Source organism: Mesorhizobium sp. M0244 (assembly GCF_040321795.1).
In the GTDB taxonomy this organism is placed as follows: Bacteria; Pseudomonadota; Alphaproteobacteria; order Rhizobiales; family Rhizobiaceae; genus Mesorhizobium.
This window is the reverse complement of sequence record NZ_JAMYSE010000120.1, coordinates 1-17,340: the sequence shown is the minus strand read 5'-3', so window position 1 is coordinate 17,340 and position 17,340 is coordinate 1. Positions and strand designations below refer to the sequence as shown.

Annotated in this window: 15 protein-coding genes; 4 read left to right on the top strand and 11 right to left on the bottom strand. The window is 61.2% G+C overall.

The window, feature by feature from the left end; translation table 11 throughout:
- Positions 1-779: 779 nt before the first annotated feature.
- The 3 genes from NKJ08_RS35125 to NKJ08_RS35115 all read left to right on the top strand — a co-directional run bounded on the left by NKJ08_RS35125 (position 780) and on the right by NKJ08_RS35115 (position 3,267).
- Complete coding sequence (locus tag NKJ08_RS35125; RefSeq protein WP_352785757.1) at positions 780-1,421, top strand: peroxiredoxin-like family protein; 642 nt, start codon at positions 780-782, stop codon at positions 1,419-1,421.
- A 203-nt stretch (positions 1,422-1,624) separates the two neighbouring features.
- Positions 1,625-2,152 carry a tyrosine-type recombinase/integrase gene (locus tag NKJ08_RS35120; RefSeq protein WP_352785755.1) on the top strand — a complete coding sequence of 176 codons (528 nt, stop codon included), beginning with the start codon at positions 1,625-1,627 and terminating at the stop codon, positions 2,150-2,152.
- Positions 2,074-3,267 (top strand): IS91 family transposase, encoded by a 1,194-nt coding sequence (locus NKJ08_RS35115; protein ID WP_502906378.1) that lies wholly within the window; start codon positions 2,074-2,076, stop codon positions 3,265-3,267. Before NKJ08_RS35120 ends, NKJ08_RS35115 begins: the two co-directional genes overlap by 79 nt.
- Before the next feature lie 513 nt (positions 3,268-3,780).
- On the opposite strand, the gene NKJ08_RS35110 is transcribed toward NKJ08_RS35115, so the two are convergent.
- Positions 3,781-3,933 carry a hypothetical protein gene (locus NKJ08_RS35110; RefSeq protein WP_352785753.1) on the bottom strand — a complete coding sequence of 51 codons (153 nt, stop codon included), beginning with the start codon at positions 3,931-3,933 and terminating at the stop codon, positions 3,781-3,783.
- A 245-nt stretch (positions 3,934-4,178) separates the two neighbouring features.
- Positions 4,179-4,550 carry a hypothetical protein gene (locus tag NKJ08_RS35105; protein ID WP_352785751.1) on the bottom strand — a complete coding sequence of 124 codons (372 nt, stop codon included), beginning with the start codon at positions 4,548-4,550 and terminating at the stop codon, positions 4,179-4,181.
- Positions 4,551-4,639: 89 nt separating this feature from the next.
- Between NKJ08_RS35105 and NKJ08_RS35100 the strand changes: the two genes are divergently transcribed.
- Complete coding sequence (locus NKJ08_RS35100; protein WP_352785748.1) at positions 4,640-6,316, top strand: winged helix-turn-helix domain-containing tetratricopeptide repeat protein; 1,677 nt, start codon at positions 4,640-4,642, stop codon at positions 6,314-6,316.
- A gap of 418 nt (positions 6,317-6,734) precedes the next feature.
- Here the strand turns inward: NKJ08_RS35100 and NKJ08_RS35095 are convergent, their stop codons facing one another.
- Genes NKJ08_RS35095 through NKJ08_RS35055 form a run of 9 tightly spaced genes read right to left on the bottom strand, consistent with a single transcriptional unit; the run spans position 6,735 to position 16,688 of the window.
- Entirely contained in the window at positions 6,735-7,883 is a 1,149-nt protein-coding gene (locus NKJ08_RS35095) for an adenylate/guanylate cyclase domain-containing protein (protein WP_352785760.1), read from the bottom strand.
- 13 nt (positions 7,884-7,896) lie between these two features.
- Positions 7,897-8,262, bottom strand: a complete 366-nt coding sequence (locus NKJ08_RS35090; protein ID WP_352449187.1) for a response regulator — start codon at positions 8,260-8,262, stop codon at positions 7,897-7,899.
- Entirely contained in the window at positions 8,259-10,913 is a 2,655-nt protein-coding gene (locus NKJ08_RS35085) for a GAF domain-containing protein (protein ID WP_352785746.1), read from the bottom strand. Before NKJ08_RS35085 ends, NKJ08_RS35090 begins: the two co-directional genes overlap by 4 nt.
- Positions 10,879-11,484 carry an SCO family protein gene (locus NKJ08_RS35080; RefSeq protein ID WP_352785745.1) on the bottom strand — a complete coding sequence of 202 codons (606 nt, stop codon included), beginning with the start codon at positions 11,482-11,484 and terminating at the stop codon, positions 10,879-10,881. Before NKJ08_RS35080 ends, NKJ08_RS35085 begins: the two co-directional genes overlap by 35 nt.
- Positions 11,481-12,479, bottom strand: coding sequence for an ABC transporter substrate-binding protein (locus NKJ08_RS35075; protein ID WP_352785742.1), 999 nt, complete (start codon positions 12,477-12,479; stop codon positions 11,481-11,483). Before NKJ08_RS35075 ends, NKJ08_RS35080 begins: the two co-directional genes overlap by 4 nt.
- Before the next feature lie 38 nt (positions 12,480-12,517).
- Positions 12,518-13,507 carry an ABC transporter substrate-binding protein gene (locus tag NKJ08_RS35070; protein ID WP_352780579.1) on the bottom strand — a complete coding sequence of 330 codons (990 nt, stop codon included), beginning with the start codon at positions 13,505-13,507 and terminating at the stop codon, positions 12,518-12,520.
- Positions 13,508-13,567: 60 nt separating this feature from the next.
- Complete coding sequence (locus tag NKJ08_RS35065; RefSeq protein WP_352785740.1) at positions 13,568-14,575, bottom strand: ABC transporter substrate-binding protein; 1,008 nt, start codon at positions 14,573-14,575, stop codon at positions 13,568-13,570.
- 44 nt (positions 14,576-14,619) lie between these two features.
- Positions 14,620-15,630, bottom strand: coding sequence for an ABC transporter substrate-binding protein (locus NKJ08_RS35060; protein ID WP_352780577.1), 1,011 nt, complete (start codon positions 15,628-15,630; stop codon positions 14,620-14,622).
- A 47-nt stretch (positions 15,631-15,677) separates the two neighbouring features.
- Positions 15,678-16,688, bottom strand: a complete 1,011-nt coding sequence (locus NKJ08_RS35055; protein WP_352785737.1) for an ABC transporter substrate-binding protein — start codon at positions 16,686-16,688, stop codon at positions 15,678-15,680.
- Positions 16,689-17,340: the final 652 nt, after the last annotated feature.

Below are 17,340 nucleotides of genomic sequence, written 5' to 3'. Positions count from 1 at the left end.
ATGCATGAGGCTCTGCGCCGGCCAGCCGGCTTAACCCTCGTACCGTTGCATATCGGATGACGGGCCGCCCTCAGGCCCAGCAATCATAGGGACTAACTGTTTGTTTTTGTTGAAAAAGCGACGTCCCTCCGCGACTAACATAATCGTTATTCGTCAATGGTTTACGAAGCGGTTCGCCAATGTCGATTTAAGAGCTGGTCCAGCCACTCGCCGATCGCATTTATTTTTCTACGGAATGGCAGCTTTGCGCCCGATGTCGGTCGTTGAGCAGGCCATAGCCGCATCCCAAAAGCGGACATCGCGGGTGACAATGCTGGAGGTCATGGCCGCGCCACAACCGGACCTTCGCCAATCGTGGCGAAATATGAAGATCCGATCTCGACCTTGGTCGTTGCAGATTTGAACGTCCAAAACGAGGCCGGGAACCTGACCTTCAGCGCAAGAGCATTCGGGAGCGCTACATTTGACGTCCGGGCACATCGAAGCCGCCCAAGTTTCAAGACTTGAACACCGCAAGCATGTGAAGATCCAATCGGTCCCGCCGCTGTGTCGTCCCATGGCACGGATGAGACGATACACTGTTTACCACAGCGCTCGCGACAGCTCGCGAAACGGGCGACCCGCAGAGGCTTTTTTCGTGTTATGATGCACTTGCAACGCGCGCAATCTCGACCTCGGCAATATGGCAAAGGTCGAAAGCAATTTTTGCCCTGGCGTCCCCCAGCACGGACTCAACTCCGGATGGCTGGGTGTGCTTATCCGGGGCGAGGAGGTTGTCCATGTCCACGAGTAATGTCGAACGCCCGCTGCAGCCGGGCGACCGGGCGCCGAATATTATTCTCGATGCGATCTCCCGCGAAGGCAAAATCGCGCTCACTGATTTTCGAGGTCGTAGCCCATTGTTGATCGGCTTGTTTCGAGGCCTGCACTGTGCGTTCTGCCGGCGCAATGTCGCGGCAATGGCGCAACTCAAGCCGGCTCTGGCTGAGAAAGGCGTCGAATGCCTGGCGGTCGTCAATACGCCGGTAGAGCGGGCACGGCTCTATTTCCGTTACCATCCGACACCCGATCTTCTCGCCGCGTCCGACCCGGAGCGGGCCTCGCACCGTGCTTTCGGCTTGCGCGAGATCGGGATGGACAAGGTCATGGGGATCCGTATCGATCTCCCGGGTGAGTTGCCCGAGCCTATGGACCCCATGGCAATAAACGAGTTTCTCAACAAGAAGGAGGGGTATGAGATTACGGAAGCCGATCAGCAGATGATGGCTTCCGCTAAGGAGCTGCTGGTTGGTCAGTTTCTCATCGACCAAGGGGGCATTGTACGCTGGAGCTTCACTGAAGTTCTGGAGGCTGGCCTTAATACCCCCAAGGCGCCGAATTCGGAGGAATTGATGTCGGCGGCTTCCCAAGTTGCACATTAATGGGCTGCGGAAATAGGCGGCTGACAACTCGCTCGACGACCGCGCCGCTCACTACCGGGGAAAGGCCGTCCTGGGTCAAAACCTGAAGATCGTGGATGACCGTTTCGCGCCTCATGCACGAACCCGCTTCGCGGAAGGGTCGCCTGGTTCTGAGATGGCGCGACATTCATAGGCCTTGAGCGGGTAAAGCCTGCGATCCGACCATGGAGTTCCCTTCAACGAGAGGAACTTGCCATGGCTACTCTGTCTACCGACGCTCCGATCACGCCACTTCGCCAGCGCATGCAGCAAGATATGCCGATGCGGGCCTGGGACCGCATACGCAGCAGGATTACGTTCGTCATGTCCGGCGCCTCGCCGCGTTCCTTGGTCGTGCTCCCGACACCGCGACGACCGAGGACATTCGGCGCTTCCAGTTGCACCAGCATGAGAACGGCATGGGCCCTGCGACGATCAACGGTGCGGTTTCGGCGCTGCGATTCCTGTTCACGGTGACGCTGAAGCGGCGGGATTTGGCGCGCGCGCTGGTGGTCACCCGGTATCCGCGCAAGCTGCCCGAGGTGCTGAGCGTCGAGGAAGCGGCGCGGCTGCTCGAAGCGGCGCCAGGCATCAAGTACAAGGCCGCGCTCGGTGTCGCCGCCCGGCTGAACCGGTGCGAGCGGACCTGGAGGTCGCCGATATCTTCCGTGCTGCCGGCCCCGGATACCGGGTCGCCCACGCAGGGCATCTGAGCCTGCAGCAGCTCAAGGTCATGTCGGCGATCGAACACTGCCGCACCGCGGCATTGGGTGGTCATGTCGAAGCCTGTGCGGACTGCGGGCAATGGCGGATCGCCTATAACAGCTGCCGCAACCGGCACTGTCCCAGGTGCCAGGGCGCGGCCGCGCGTACATGGCTCGCCGAGCGCGAAGCCGACCTGCTGCCAGTCGGCTACTTCCACATCGTGTTCACGCTGCCCGCCGAGGTCGCCGTCATCGCGTTCCACAACAAGGCGCTGGTCTACAATCTGCTGTTCAAGGCGGCCTCGGAGACGATGCTGACGATCGCGGCTGATCCCAAGCACCTCGGCGCACGCATCGGCATCACCGCCGTGCTCCACACATGGGACTCGGCAATGACCCACCATCCCCATGTCCACATGATTGTGCCGGGCCGCGGCATCGCGCCGGACGGGTCACGCTGGATATCGTCGCGGCTGGCCTTCCTTCTCCCAGTCAGAGTACTGGGCAAGCTGTTCCGCCGTCTGTTCCTGACCCGGCTGGTCGCGCTGCACGACGCCGGTCGGCTCGCCTTCTTCGGATCGGCGACACACCTGGCCGACCGTCGGGCCTTCCTGCGTCATCTGAAGCCTGTTCGCAGCAAGCGCTGGATGGTCTATGCCAAGCCGCCCTTCGCCGGACCCCAAGCGGTGCTCGCCTATTTGTCGCGCTACACGCACCGGGTCGCCATCTCGAACCGCCGCCCGATCGCCTTCGACGAGGCTGGAGTCACCTTCCGCTACAAGGACTATCGCCGCGATGGTGTCGAGCGCCAGCGCGCCATGACGCTTGCCGCCGACGAGTTCATCCGCCGTTTCCTGCTCCATGTCCTGCCGCGTGGGTTCCACCGCATGCGTCACTATGGGCTGCTCGCCGGCTCCGCCCGCAAGGCCAGCCTCGCACTCGCGCGCGAACTGCTGGGCGTCGCGCCGCCGCCCGAAGACGACACTCCCGAAGAACCGGCTGACGTCCGCCCGCCTTGCCCTTGCTGCGGCGGACGCATGGTCGTCATCGAGAGGTTCGAACGGTGGTGCCAGCCTCGTGCACCGCCTGCCTCAAGAACGCCGAACCGGGAGAACGCCCCATGACCCGGCATGGCCAAGTTGCTCTTACGACCGCACCACGCCGGCGCCGGTCAACGGGATGTTATCTGCACGTTGCCGTGGCGCCGGTCATCACGCACACCAACCCCGTCGGAATCAACGCTACAGCCTCTGTGACCTGGCCCGGAAGCCGCTTCCACGACATGACCATCCCATCCTATGCGGAAGTTCGCGACAGGCGCTGGCACACCCCGAGACACAAATCCCCATAGGCAATCGTCTGCGGCCCGCGGGTTCCTGCATGAGAGACTTTCGTACGCCTGACGGCACCCGAAACCCTTCAGCAAAGTCAGTCGTTGCGACCTCACGGTCGGACCGTCCTGAATAGATGGGAAGCGGAAGTACCAGGAATTGTCATCTTTGGCAGGATAGAGGACCAAACCTGACATTCGATGATGCGTGTAAGCGAAAATCCAAATTTCCGGAATCTTGCGGATCTTCGCTGGGGTGCCGCCTCAGTTCGTACCAAACATGCGCGCCACCCCGCGAAACGTCGCCTCAGTCGAGGCTGGCCGGCGACGAGAACGGCCGATTGGCGTCCACCACGAAGATGGCCAGCTCATCAAGAGCGGTTGTGCCGGCGCTGAACACCTCCATCGGCATGTCGACCCCGTGTCCGACCATGGTCGTGCCGGCTTCGGCATAGCTCACCCCGTGGGGCGTTCTTTGGCCGAGCTTGCCGCCCCAGCACCTTGCCGCCCCAGCACATAGAAGGCCTCCGGTCCCCGATGTGTATGGATCGGCGTCTTGGCACCGGGCGCTCCACCGGCACGGTTGACGCGCAGCAAATACTCGCTCGCACTGATCGGCGGAACGGGCCCGATCTCGACGACCTTGGTCCCGGCAGGAGTGGTGCCATCCTTCGGTCCGAGCGTGAACAGCCAGACCTTGCAAAATCATGGTTCTGATGCGTAGTCGCAGTAATGGAAGGTGGCGAGATAGCCGGGGAGTACGCGCATGAACTCCTGTTGATGGGTCCAAGCTCTGCACTCGGCCATGGAGGTCATGGGTTTCACGTCGGGGAGCCTGATTAGCTCCCCCTGGTTGGTCAGAAGGATTGTGACAGCGATGGCGATGAACATGGCCCGGTTATCCATCGACTTAAGGCTGGCGACACAATAACCGCCGGGGTTGGGACGGACGTCGTCTGAGGCAACCTCGTTGACATGGTCAGGGCCACAGAATCTCCCGATGCGGGAATCCGCTTTTGCAGCCGTTTGCGCTGCCAAAAGGAGAGCGAGAGCGATGATGAACCTGGTCCGTTTCATGTCAGCCTCCTGTCCAATCCAGTGCCGCCAGGATCGCTTGGATGCGGCGGCCGAATGGGCTAGAGTAGGAAGCGCGCCAGGAGGGTGAAATGTCCCGAAAGGCTCCTGAAATTGACCTGAAATCCGCTGAAACGGTCACGTTCCGCGGTTTTGTTTTTCTTGCGAACAGCAACGAACTCCGAACCGTGGAAGGCAAAGCGGTCAATCTTCGCAGCCAGTCCGCCGAGGTGCTCTCCGTGCTCGCGGCGCGACCGGGCGAGATCGTGTCCAAGGATGCGCTGATGCGGGCGGTTTGGCCCGATACCTTCGTGACCGACGACAGCCTCACTCAATGCATTGCCGATATGCGCCGCGCATTGGGGGACGACGCGCATGCGATCGTGGAAACCCTCCCAAAAAGAGGTTACCGGCTGAATGCAAATCCATCGGACACGGCGGACCCAAACGCCGCGGCCGTCATGGAACGAGCCAAGACACGATTCTCGCCGCGCGGCTTCATTCTTGCTGCACTCGCTCTCGTTGCGGCAGCGATCGGCGCATACTACGGCGCGGAAGCATGGCGAGCCGCTCCCGTTCGTTCGAGGGACATGCCCCGGATTGCGATCCTTCCCTTCGACGACATGAGTGCCGGTGCGGACAAGGGATATCTCAGCGATGCAGTTGCCGAGGGGATCATCACCGAGCTGGCGCGGAGCAAGACCTATGCCGTCATCGCCCGGAACTCGAGCTTCAAGTACCGCGGTAAGCCGATCGACGCCAGACAGATTGGAGACGAACTCGGCGTCGACTACCTGCTCGAAGGCAGCCAGCAGAAGATCGGAGACCGGCTGAAAGTGTCCGCCCAGTTGCTGAATGCGCATGACGGATCACATGTCTGGGCCAACTCCTACAACCGGGAGATTGGCGATCTTTTCGTCGTCCAGGAGGAAATCATCCGCACGCTCGCGGATCGGGTCGGAGTAAGGATCGAGCGACCCTTGCCACAGAGCGATGCCGCGCAGGTCAGCGCGCTCCGCTACTACCTGATGGGGAGGGCCAAGATCGGAGAGGATATCTCAGCCGAGGGGACCGAGCTGTTAAGGCAGTTCAGCCTCAAGGCGATCGAAGCGGATCCTAACTCCCAGTTCGGCTATATCGGGCTGGCCTGGTCCTATCGCAATGACGCGGTATTCGGGTGGCACGCGCAGGAACACAACCGGGACGAGGCGTTGAAACTCGCTGCCGAATACGCCGACAAGGCCATCCTGCTCGCTCCTGATGACGCTGGAGCGCATGAGGTCCGCGCCAGCATCCAAACCGAAGCCGGAGAGGTCGAGCAGGCCCTTGCCCAGTACGATCAGGCGATCGCCTTGAACCCCAGCGACTCGCATATCCTCGTCATGAGTACGGATCTGCTGCTCTATGTGGGCCGTACGGACGAAGCGATCGATCGGATCGAGCAGGCCAAGGGCATCGATCCCTTCCACCCTGACTGGTTCCACTGGCAGATGGGCTGGGCGCTCTGGGAAAAGAATGATTGTGGGGCGGCGCTGGCGGCGATGCGGAAAATGTCCAGAATCCCGAGCGGCGCACAGCGCATGCTTGCGGGGATTCACGCTTGTCTAGGAAACAAGCGAGAGGCAAAGGAAGCGCTTGCGGTTTTCCTCCAGAACACTCCCAGTGAATCCATCAGTAAAGAACGCAGGGAGTGGGACAAGATTTGGACCGCACCCGGAAGCCTCGACCGCTGGATCAAGCAGATGCGGTTCGCGGGCTTGCCGGAGTGACGGCTGACCGTATGCGGTCCGGCAGAAGCCAATTGGCCGCAAAAAACCGTTGAAGCCTTTGTGGTGTGTTGTGGGCGCTGGTTGCCCCTCAAAGCAGGATCATCCTTCGCAAGGAATATTGGGTGCGGGAAAGTCGGCAATGGGGGCCGACTTGCGCCATAGTGCGCTCGCACCCCAACTTCTGGAACGGGCCCGACGGCTGCCGTTCATCGGCGATGCCTCGAACTTCCGCAGATGGCGCAAGGCGGTCCGCACTACGCTGGACGCAAGGGTCGGCTTTCTTGCCCAGTCATCCTGAAAGCCGACGGTCCACTTCCGGCCCGTTGCGGCGATTTCGGGATCGGTCGATGGCTGGGCTGCTTTGTGCCGGCGGTTCGACGCGCCGCATCGTCCGAAAGAAGCCGGAATGCGTCTAACGCTATCTTGGCCGACCGATCCACCGCACGATTTCATAGGCAGGCATCGGGCGGCGAAAGCCCTTCAGCGTAAGTTCGCCAACAAGAACGGATTCGACCAGCGACTCGACAGCGCCGAACACCCGTTGGCTGACGAGAATCTGTCGAGCCTTCGCCTCTTCGCACAATCGAGCCGCATGGTTCGACACAGTGCCGATTACCGCATAGTCGGCGCGCTGATCGAAACCGATCCGCCCGATGGTTGCATGGCCCCGAGCGATGCCGATTCCGAAGCCGAGCAAGTAATCCCGCTTGCGCCATTGCTCTGAATGCCCGTCAATCGCATCGCGCATCGCCGCGGCCATAGACACGGCCCTCTCGGTATGGTCGGCGCACGGCAGTGGATCGTTGAAAACCACGACGATACCGTCGCCCACGAACCGCTCGAGAGTCCCCTCGTGGCGGACAATTTGTTCACCAAGACAGGAATGATACTCGGCAAGAACTGTCATGACTTCTTCGGGTTCGGCGGTCTCTGCGAAGGCCGTAAAGCCGCGCAAATCGCAAAAGACAACGGTCACCTCGCGACGGTGACTTTGCAGAAGCGCATCGCCATTTCCCGCCGCAACGATGAGGTCGGCGACCTGCGCGGGCAGAAACCGTCGGAGCCGGCCCATTCGCTCGATCTCGGTCACCTGCTCCGCCACGGTCTGCTCGAGCGAGCGGTTCCAATCGGAAAGCTGCGCGGCCTGATCCTGAAGCTGTTGGGCCTGGCTTGCGACGGTGTCGTGAAGCGCCTTCTGGCGCAGCATCGAGCGCACCCGCGCCAACAGCGCCCTGTGCTCGAAGGGCTTTGTCAGGTAGTCGTCACCCCCGGCGTCCAGCCCCTCGACAACATCACGCGTATCGGCCTTCGCGGTGACGAGGATGACCGGAATCGCCTGCAGGGAGATGTCCTGCTTGAGCAGGCGAACCACGCTGATACCGTCCAGCTTCGGCATCATGATGTCGAGCAGGATCAGATCCGGCGTGAGTTCGCGAGCTTTTGCAAACCCCTCTTCACCATCGGCGGCGGTCGCCACTTCGTAGCCATTCGCCTCGAGGCGCATGCGCAGGATCTCGAGGTTCTCCGGAGTATCGTCGACTGCGAGAATGCGAGGCGGATCGTGCAAGGCGCTGCCTCCCTCAAGAAAGGAACCCGCGAATCTCGGAAAGCAGCTGGCGCGGACTGAATGGCTTGGCAATGTAACCATCGCACCCAGCAGCAAGGGCTTTCGCCTCGTCGCCCGACAGCGCGTAGGAGGTGACCGCGATAATCGGAATGTGCCGCAGCGCCGGGTCGGCCTTGATGCGGCGGGTCGCTTCATACCCGTCGATCACCGGGAGCTGAATGTCCATAAGGATCAGGTCTGGCCTGTGCGCTCCCGCTGCAGCGATGCCGGCGGCGCCGTCCGCCGCCTCGATCAGTTCGTATTCGGTGGTGGCAATGAGATCGCGGATGATCTGGCGGTTGTCCTCGGTGTCTTCCACCATAAGGATTCGTTTGCTCATGCGGCCCTCACGTCCTCATTCACCCAGATTGGTACCTTGAGACGGAATGTCGACCCTGACCCGATCACGGACTCGACGTCTATGGTTCCGCCATGCATTTCGACGATGCGCTTCGAGATCGCCAGGCCAAGACCTGTGCCACCCTTCTGCCTGGTGCTGCTGTTGTCGACCTGCTGGAATTCTTCGAAGATGAGAGCCTGGTCCTTGGACGCGATGCCGGGACCGGTGTCTCGGACGGTGATCTCGAAGTGCCCGTCGACCGCATCGGCAAGAATGTCGACCGCACCCGTTTCGGTGAACTTGACGGCATTGCCTACAAGATTGAGCAGGACCTGCGTCAAACGGCGCTCGTCCCCGCGGCCGAATGGAAGGTTCTCGGCAACAGTCGTTGAAAGCTCAAGACCCTTCGCTCGTGCCAGCGGTTCGACAGCCGTAACGGTCGATCGAACAATCTGCGCGATGGAGTAGTCCTCGATCGCCAGCGTGAGCTGGCCGGCTTCGATCTTGGAAAGGTCGAGTACGTCATTGATGAGCCCGAGGAGGTGACGGCCGTTCGCCTGCACGCGCGCGACGGTCGTCTTTGCCTTGTCCGGGAGTTCGCCGTAGATGCCGTCGACCAGCAGTTCTGTGAAGCCCAAGACCGAATTGAGCGGTGTCCTGAGCTCGTGGCTCATATTCGCGAGGAACTGTGACTTGTGGCGGCTAGCTGCCTCCAGCTCCCGGCCTTTCTCCTCGATCTCGCTGAACAGCTTGGCATTCTGGATCGCGAGCACCGATTGGGCAGCGAAGGTCTCCAGCAGGTGGACAACTTGCTCATGGAAGGCACCTGGCTTGTGGCGCCTGACGACCAGTGCACCGACGATCTTGTTGGGCCTCAGCAGCGGAACGATCAGGATACCGCGATATCCGGCGTCGACGATCGTCTTTCTTACAAGGAAGGATGAGGTCTCCTCGCTGAGGTCGGGAAACTGCACCGGCATGCAGCGCCCGGGCGCGTCGCCGATCCCCATGTCGGCCAGCCCGATCGTCTGGTGCGAGACTGCGGCGATAAGCTCATCGCTCATACCGAAGTTTGCGCGCGGACGGAATTGCTGCCGCGTGCTGCTGAACACGTAGATGGTGCCAGCATCCGTTTCCGACAACTGGACCGCCTTGGCAACGATCGTCTTCAGCACCGTGTCGAGATCCAGCGTCGAATTGACTGCCTTGCTCACCTCACCAAGCGCCTCGAGCTCACCAACAGACGCGGCAAGCTCGCGCGTCCGTGACTGCACCGCCTCGAAGAGCCGCGCATTCTCGATGGCGATCACCGCCTGGTCGGCGAATGTCTCGACGAGCGCGATCTCCTTGGGGTTGAAAGGTTGCGGCTCAACCCTCGTCATGACGAATACGCCAACGAGATCACCTTCCCGCAACAGCGGGGCAGCGAGGACGGTGCGGAATCCGCCTGCCTCAGCGATCAAGGCAACGCGGTAGTCCGGATCAGCGGTCACGTCTTCGATTTGCACGATCCGCCGTTCTTCGATTACGCGCCCTACGGCGGAGCCTCGGCCTGCGGCAAGCTCTGGAAGTGGATTGGCGTCGACGTAAGCACGGAAACTGGGCGGGTAGCCATGCGTCGACACATAGCGGAATACGCCATCCAGCAACTGCACGATACCACCCTTGTCGGCACGGCAGAGCCTGACAGCCGATTCCACCAACGTATCGAGCACGACCTGCAGATCGAAGGTAGAGCGGCTGATGACCTTCAGAACGTCTGCGGTGGCTGTCTGCTGCTGAAGGGCTTCGTCGAGCTGCTGGGTGCGCGTCTCAATCTCCTGATACAGGCGCCCCAGCTGGTCGGAGGTCTGGTTGACGTTAGCGGCGAGCACTCCAAGTTCGTCGCGATTGGCGACGGCAACGTGTTGGGCGAAGTCGCCGGCCGCTATCTGGCTGAGACGCGTCTCGATCTTCTTGACCGGTTCGATCAACGACCAGGAGATGATGTAGCCGAGCCCCAACGCCAGCAGGATACTGCCCACCGCAAACGAGACCACGATCAGTCTGGACGTGCCGTACGCACCCTCCGTCGTTTCGATGGCCGCCACCATGTCGGCTTCCGCGATGTTGACCAGCTGGTTCGTTAGCCGCTCGAGGCGGTCGGCCGACGGCACGATCTCGTCCAGCTGGACCTTGCGCGCCTCCCCGGTATTGCCGGCGCGAATGAGTTCGGCCACATGCGTCACCCCGGCCGTCAGCCGCTCGTACTCTTGCCTGACCTGGCCAAGCACTTCCACCTCGGCTTTGGCGACGAACTCCATGCGGTCGAGGTCGTAGCCGAACTGATTGAGCTGGCGCAGCGCCGCATCCAGCATCCGGTCGTCCTGAAGCAACAGGGCGGTCGAGATGCCGTAGAGCTGGGTGGTCGTATCGTGCTGTACCTGGCGGTAGGCCGCGATCCTGCGCTGCAGCCTGATCAGCTCGTTGGTCTGATCGTTGACCCCACTCAGCACCTGCAACCCGACGGCCCCGAGCACGATCAGCAGGCCGACGATCGACAGGAACGCGATCAAGAGCTTGGTCTGGACGCGCGCCGGCAGCCGGGCAACCCAGCCAACGAGCCGGTTCGTTATGCTATTTGGATTCGTCCAAGAGGCTGACAAGGTCATCCCGGAACTCCTCCAAGTCGAACCGGACGCCAAGATACTGTACTCGCAAGATGCCATTGGGGTCTACGAGCGACGTCAACAAGGTATGGTCGACATCTCCGTTCGCCGCCTTCTTCGCGATGACCCCGTATTTCCGTCCCACCTCATGGACGACCGCCGGATCACCGGTAAGAAACGACCAGCCCTTCAGATCGGCGCCAAAATTCTGCGCATATTCCTTCAAAACATCGGGCGTGTCGCGCTCCGGGTCGACGGTGATCGAAACAAAGGCGATTTGGGGTCCGAACGCACTACCCAACTTTTCCTGCACGCTGGCCATATGGGCGGTCAGCATGGGGCAGACGTCGGTACAGTACGTATAGATGAAGGCGATGGCGACCACCTTGCCGCGGAAGTCGCGCAGCGACACCGGCTTGTGGTCCTGCGATATCAGCGTGAAATCCGGTGCAGCGCCCATCATCGGCAGGCGCTCGCTGTCCCCAGCGTGCGCTGACGCTTCGTGCGCAGAGGTGTGCGCAGCCTCAGCGACGAGGGCGAGGAGCAGCAACGCGCGCGTCGGCCAGCGGCTCACGTCTTCATCTCGCGCTTGAGCTCCTTAAGGAAACGCCAGTCGGTGCCGCGGTCCAGAACCTCCTGTGGCCTCATCGTGACCGCATTTGTCTCCTGCATACGCAGCGCATAGAAACGCAGGGAATCCTCGGGGTCATATTCGCGCCATTTGTCGTAGCGTATGTCGGAACGGATAGCCTGAAGCGTGTAGTCGGTGGCGTAGCCTATATCGACCGCACTTTTCGCAACCGCTTCCGGATTGGTTATGCAGAGGTCCACGGCCTTGAGTAGGGAGCGCATGACTCGTTTAGTCGCCATCGGGTAACGTCCTGCGTAATCTGCGGTGCTCGCGAGCATGCAACAAAAATACTGCGACCATGGTTTGTCGATCGCCGTGCTGACAAGTACATGGCCGAGCTTTCGCTCGCGCGCCTGCTGGGGCGTGGGCGGTCCGCCGAGGAACGCATCGATCTTACCCTCCGCGAGGCTTTGAACCGCATCGGGGGTTACGAGAGTTTCGAAATCCTTTGCCGGATCAAGGCCAACATAGGAAGACATCACATTCAGCAACAGATACTGGATGGTGCTGCCATCCACTCCGACCGTCTTACCCTTCAGATCAGGGATGCCAACGACCCGATCGTTTGCGATCAGCTCAAGACAGCCGACATGCAAGCCGGTCAAGACTTTTATCGGCGCGCCTTTTGCGATGTTAAGCACATGCGCGAGCGGGTAGTTCCAGTCGAAGTCGATCTCGCCGTGGCCGATCCAGTCCGACGAATCCGGGCCGGTGCCCGAAGACACGAACTCAACGTCGGTCAAGCCTTCGGCATGCAGAAGCTCGGTGGCCGCATACATCGGCGATTGGCAGTCCGAGACCTTGGCGAACACCGGCAACCGGACTTTCGTCGTCTCTGGCGCCGGCTCGGCGAGCGCCAGCCTCGGGGCTGCGATTACTCCCGCGGCACCCGCCGCGATGCCGGCCATGAAGCGGCGGCGGTTCTGGATGATGTGCATGACGTTCTCCTCTTCAGCGGTCCTTCGCGCTGCGCCTTTCACGTCTTCAGTTCGCGCTTGATCTCTTCGAAGAAGTGGAAATCCGTCCCTTTGACGATGATCTCCTGCGGGCTCGACTTGATCATGCCCGTCTCCAGGAGGCGCAGCGCGTAGAAGCGCACCGAGTCTTCAGCATCGTATTCCCGCCACCTGTCGTGCCCGGTGTTCTGCAGAGTGGTCAGCGCAACGTCGTAGCTCGGCAGAAAGCCTCGATCAACCACCGCGCGGGCGGCCGATTTCGGGTTCGACACGCAGAATTCGACAGCCTGGAGGATGGCCCGCAGCACGCGCTTGGTGGCGACCGGATACTTATCGACATAGTCGGTCCGGCCGGCGAGCATGCAACAAAAATACTGCGACCAAGGACGGTCGATAAGATTGCTGAAGACCGTGTGACCTACCTTCTTGTTCCGAACCTCGGAGTATTGGCTGGTGTCTACCAGGAAGGCATCGACCTTGCCGTCGATGAAGTTCTGCATGAGCGAGCCGTTCTCCTGGACGCCTACGACCCACTCAACATCGTGGTTGGGATCGAGCCCGACATAGTTGATCAGCAGTTGGAGAAACACCTGCGGGTGGTCGTTCATCGCCCAGACCCCCACCCGCTTGCCCTTTAGGTCGGCAACGCTGTTGACGCGATCGTTCGCTCGCAACTCCCAGCAGCCGGAATGCACGCCGGCCAGGATCTTGACGGGCACCCCGGCCTCGACGCTGCGGATGTGCATCGGCGGCATGTTGAAGTCGAAGTCCGTCTCACCCGCTGCAATCCATTCGCTGCTGTCGAAGTACTTTTGATTACCTTGCACGTACTGGACATCGGTCATACCGCCGGCGCGGAGCAGTTCGCCAGCGAGGTAGAGCGACTCCCAGCAGTAGGCCCCTCCGACCCACCGGCCCAGCCGGACACTGGTCGTCTCGGGCTCCGGCTCGGCAAACGCCAATCTCGGGGTTGCGACAATTCCCACGGTGCCGGCTGCCAGGCCGGCCATGAAACGGCGTCGATTCTGAATGATCCGCATGTCACGCTTCCTCCCTGGGACAAAGCAGGCTCAGGTTTTCAACTCACGCTTCAGCTCCTCGATGAAGCGCCAGTCCGTTCCATCGGCGATGATCTGCAGTGGGCTCGACTTGATCATGCCCGTTTCGTGCATGCGCAGCGCGTAGAAGCGCATCGAGGCTTCGGCATCGTAGTCCCGCCAGACGTCGTACCGCGTGTCGCTCAGCGTTTGCAGCGCGATTTCGTAGCTGGGGACGAAACCTCGATCGACCATCTGCGCTGCACTCCATGCGGGATCCGAAATGCATAGGTCGGCGCCCTTGACGATGGCTCTTAGCACGCGCTTGGTCGCCACCGGATATCTGTTCACGTAGTCCGCAGCGGCCGAAGTCATGCAGCAGAAGTACTGCGACCAAGGGCGGTCGAGGGTCGTGTTGAGGATCGTGTGGCCGATTTTCTTGGCGCGCAGTTGCTGCGTCTCCGGCGGCGTGAAGAGATATGCATCGAACTTCCCGTCGGCGAAGGCTTCCACCGGCTTGCTTTCCTGGACCCATTCGATGTCGTTGACGGGGTCCAGTCCGATATAGGCGGCCATCAGGGCGACCAGCACGCGCGACGGCGCATCGATGTCGTGCATGCCCACCCGCTTGCCCTTGAGGTCCGGGATGCCTTGGATGCTGTCGTTGGCGATCAGCTCGAGGCACCCGGAGTGCAGACCGCCAAGCACCCTGATTGGCACGCCGGCGTCGATCGACGCGACATGGACCGGCGCGTAGTTCATGCTGAAATCCGTGTCGCCGCGTGCAATCCACACCGCCTGATCGACTTTCTCGTCGCCCTGCACGTAGCGGACGTCGGTGAAGCCCTCCGCTTTGAGGAGCTCTCCGGCCAGGTACATCCCCGCCCAGCAGTAGGCACCATCGATCCACCGCGGCAAGCGGACGGAGGTCGTTTCAGGGGGTGCCTCGGCCCAAGCGTCAGTCGTTGCGCCGATGAGACCTGCAGCGCCTGCTGCCGCAGCACCGGCCAGGAAGCGGCGGCGGTTCTGGATGATCTGCATGGGGTTCTCCCTCCCATTGAAAATGGCACGAGGCTGGCTGCCCCTCACGTCTTCAACTCGCGCTTCAACTCGTCAAGGAAACGCCAGTCAGTGCCGGTGGCGATGATCGTTTGCGGGCTCGACTTGATCATGCCCGTTTCGTGCATGCGCAGCGCGTAGAAGCGCATCGAGGCTTCGGCATCGTAATCCCGCCACCTGTCGTACCGGATGTCGTGCAGCGTTTGCAGCGCGTAGTCGTAGCTGGGCACGAACCCTCGATCGACCATCTGCTGCGCTACCAATGGCGGATCCGACGCGCAGAGGTCGGCGCCCTTGAGGATGGCCCTGAGCACGCGCTTTGTCGCCACCGGATGCCTGTCGACATAATCCGCAGTCGCGGAAATCATGCAGCAGAAATGCTGCGACCAGGGCAGGTCGGTGGTCGAGTTGAGGATCGTATGGCCTACTTTCCTGGAGCGAAGTTCCTGCGTGCGGGGCGGTTGGCCGAGGACTGCATCGTATTTTCCTTCGACGAAGCCTTCCGCAAAATTGTGTTCTTCGATGACCCATTCGATGTCGTTGACGGGATCGAGCCCAACATAGGCGGCCATCAGAGAAACCAACACGTATTGCGGCGAATCAAGCGTAAAGACCCCAACCCGCTTTCCCCGCAGGTCCGAGATGCCTTTGACGCTGTCGTTGGCGATCAGTTCGAGGCACCCGGAGTGCAGTCCGCTTAGTACCCTGATCGGCACTCCTGCATCGATCGACGCCAGATGAATCGGCACGTAGTTCACACTGAAATCCGTCTCGCCGTTTGCGATCCACGCCGAATGATCAACCTTCTTGTCGCCTTGCACATAGCGGACATCGGTGAACCCCTCGGCGCGCAGCATTTCTCCGGCGATGTACAGGCCCGCCCAGCAATAGGCGCCGCCGATGTACCGCGGCAGGCGGACGGAAGTGGTCTCCAGCGGCGGCTCGGCCCGGGCTTGTGTTGCGGTGCCGATAAGTCCTGCGGCGCCGACGGCCGCAGCGCCGGCTAGGAAATGACGGCGGTTCTGGATGATCTGCATGGGCTTCTCCTTCCCAAGGAAAAAGGCACAACGAGTCAGCCAGCTGCTCAGGTTTTCAGCTCACGCTTCAACTCGTCGAGGAAGTGCCAGTCCGTTCCGTTGGCGATGATCTGTTGCGGGCTCGATTTGATCATGCCCGTCTCCTGCATGCGCAGTGTGTAGAACCGCAGGGAGTCTTCAGGATCGAATTCCCGCCAGCGGTCGTAGCGGATATCCTTGAGCGTTTGGAGCGCGTAGTCATGCGACGGGACGAAATCGCGATCGACCATCTGCCGGGCCACCCACTGCGGATCCGACACGCAGAGGTCGGCGGCCTTGAGGATGGATCGCAAGACCCGCTTGGTCGCCACCGGGTACCTGTTCACGTAGTCCGTGGTGGCGGAGATCATGCAGCAGAAATACTGTGACCATGGGCGGTCGACGGCATTGTTGAGGATCGTGTGGCCGATCTTCTTGGCGCGCAGCTCCTGCGGCTGGGGCGGCGTCCCAAGGAATGCGTCGATCTTCCCTTGGATGAAGAGTTCCGTGGGCTTGACGTCCTTAGTCAAGACCCATTGGATATCGTTCACGGGATCGAGCCCGACATACGCGGACATGAGCCTCAGCCACATGTGTCGCGAGTTATTGAAACCATCCACGCCCACCCTCTTGCCCCGCAGATCCGTGACGCTGCGGATGCTCTCCTTGGCGATCAGTTCGAGGCATCCCGAGTGCAACCCGGTTAGCACCTTGATCGGCACGCCAGCGTCGATCGACGCGATCTGATTCGGCGGAAAGTTCACAGAGAAATCGGTCTCACCGCGTGCGATCCATTCCGATTGGTCGACGCTTCTGTCGGCTTCTATGTAGCGAACGTCGGTGAAGCCCTCTGCGCGCATCAGTTCTCCGGCGATGTACGCGCCTGCCCAGCAATAGGAACCACCAACCCACCGCGGCAGACGAACCGTGGTCGTTTCCAGCGGCTCGGCGTGGAGTGACTCCGGAAGACCGACGATACCGGCAGCGCCTGCCATTGCAGCGCCGGTCAGGAATCGGCGGCGGGTTTGCAGAATCTGCATCAAGCGCTCCTCTTCCGATTTGCAAAAGGCAATTCTGGCCGGAACCGAGCAAAAGAGGTTTCGGCAGAGGCAGATTGTCTCGTGAGCGCAACGAGTAGTTGTGGATTCTAGCGCGCCCAGTCCGCTGCGGGAGTCTTGCGCTCTCAGTCGCCGGCTCATGTATTAGCAGCCGACGATATGCCAACGATACGCCCAATTTGCGTAGGTTGCGAGCGCAAAGCTTACTACGCCAAACGTCCCGCCAGCACCTCGCTGTCAGGGAGACTGTTTGCGCGATTGCGAATGGCCACTTCGAGTTCACTGCGGCCTGCATCGGGTCAGCTTCAGACCCTGGTCTCACCGGGCTGAACGTCCGCTATCGTTCTTCGGACACCAAAAGCCGCCATTCCGCGCGCGGCCCAAAGGCGACACTTGGACGTTTGGCTCGGCGAGAACAGCTCTTGGCGCAAGCACGACAACGCTGAAGTCGTTTCGGTTCCCCGGAAGAAGGGCCACTTACAAAGTGGCCAACTCCGCGTCGTGCGATACGCACTGAGATACAAACTGTGATACAAATCGTAAGCGCCACGCCGCTCCCCTCGTGCGGGGCATGAGGTGACTGTGCGAAGAATCCCCCCGATCGCGAGAGACGGAGGGCCTACGTGGGAGCAGA

What these genes read in the sequence shown, in the direction of transcription:
- NKJ08_RS35125 (WP_352785757.1), top strand. Translation starts at nt 780, where the DNA reads ATGTCCACGAGTAATGTCGAACGCCCGCTGCAGCCGGGCGACCGGGCG.
- NKJ08_RS35120 (WP_352785755.1), top strand. Translation starts at nt 1,625, where the DNA reads ATGGAGTTCCCTTCAACGAGAGGAACTTGCCATGGCTACTCTGTCTAC.
- NKJ08_RS35105 (WP_352785751.1), bottom strand. Translation starts at nt 4,550, where the DNA reads ATGAAACGGACCAGGTTCATCATCGCTCTCGCTCTCCTTTTGGCAGCG.
- NKJ08_RS35100 (WP_352785748.1), top strand. Translation starts at nt 4,640, where the DNA reads ATGTCCCGAAAGGCTCCTGAAATTGACCTGAAATCCGCTGAAACGGTC.
- NKJ08_RS35090 (WP_352449187.1), bottom strand. Translation starts at nt 8,262, where the DNA reads ATGAGCAAACGAATCCTTATGGTGGAAGACACCGAGGACAACCGCCAG.
- NKJ08_RS35085 (WP_352785746.1), bottom strand. Translation starts at nt 10,913, where the DNA reads ATGACCTTGTCAGCCTCTTGGACGAATCCAAATAGCATAACGAACCGG.
- NKJ08_RS35075 (WP_352785742.1), bottom strand. Translation starts at nt 12,479, where the DNA reads ATGCACATCATCCAGAACCGCCGCCGCTTCATGGCCGGCATCGCGGCG.
- NKJ08_RS35070 (WP_352780579.1), bottom strand. Translation starts at nt 13,507, where the DNA reads ATGGCCGGCCTGGCAGCCGGCACCGTGGGAATTGTCGCAACCCCGAGA.
- NKJ08_RS35065 (WP_352785740.1), bottom strand. Translation starts at nt 14,575, where the DNA reads ATGCAGATCATCCAGAACCGCCGCCGCTTCCTGGCCGGTGCTGCGGCA.
- NKJ08_RS35060 (WP_352780577.1), bottom strand. Translation starts at nt 15,630, where the DNA reads ATGCAGATCATCCAGAACCGCCGTCATTTCCTAGCCGGCGCTGCGGCC.
- NKJ08_RS35055 (WP_352785737.1), bottom strand. Translation starts at nt 16,688, where the DNA reads ATGCAGATTCTGCAAACCCGCCGCCGATTCCTGACCGGCGCTGCAATG.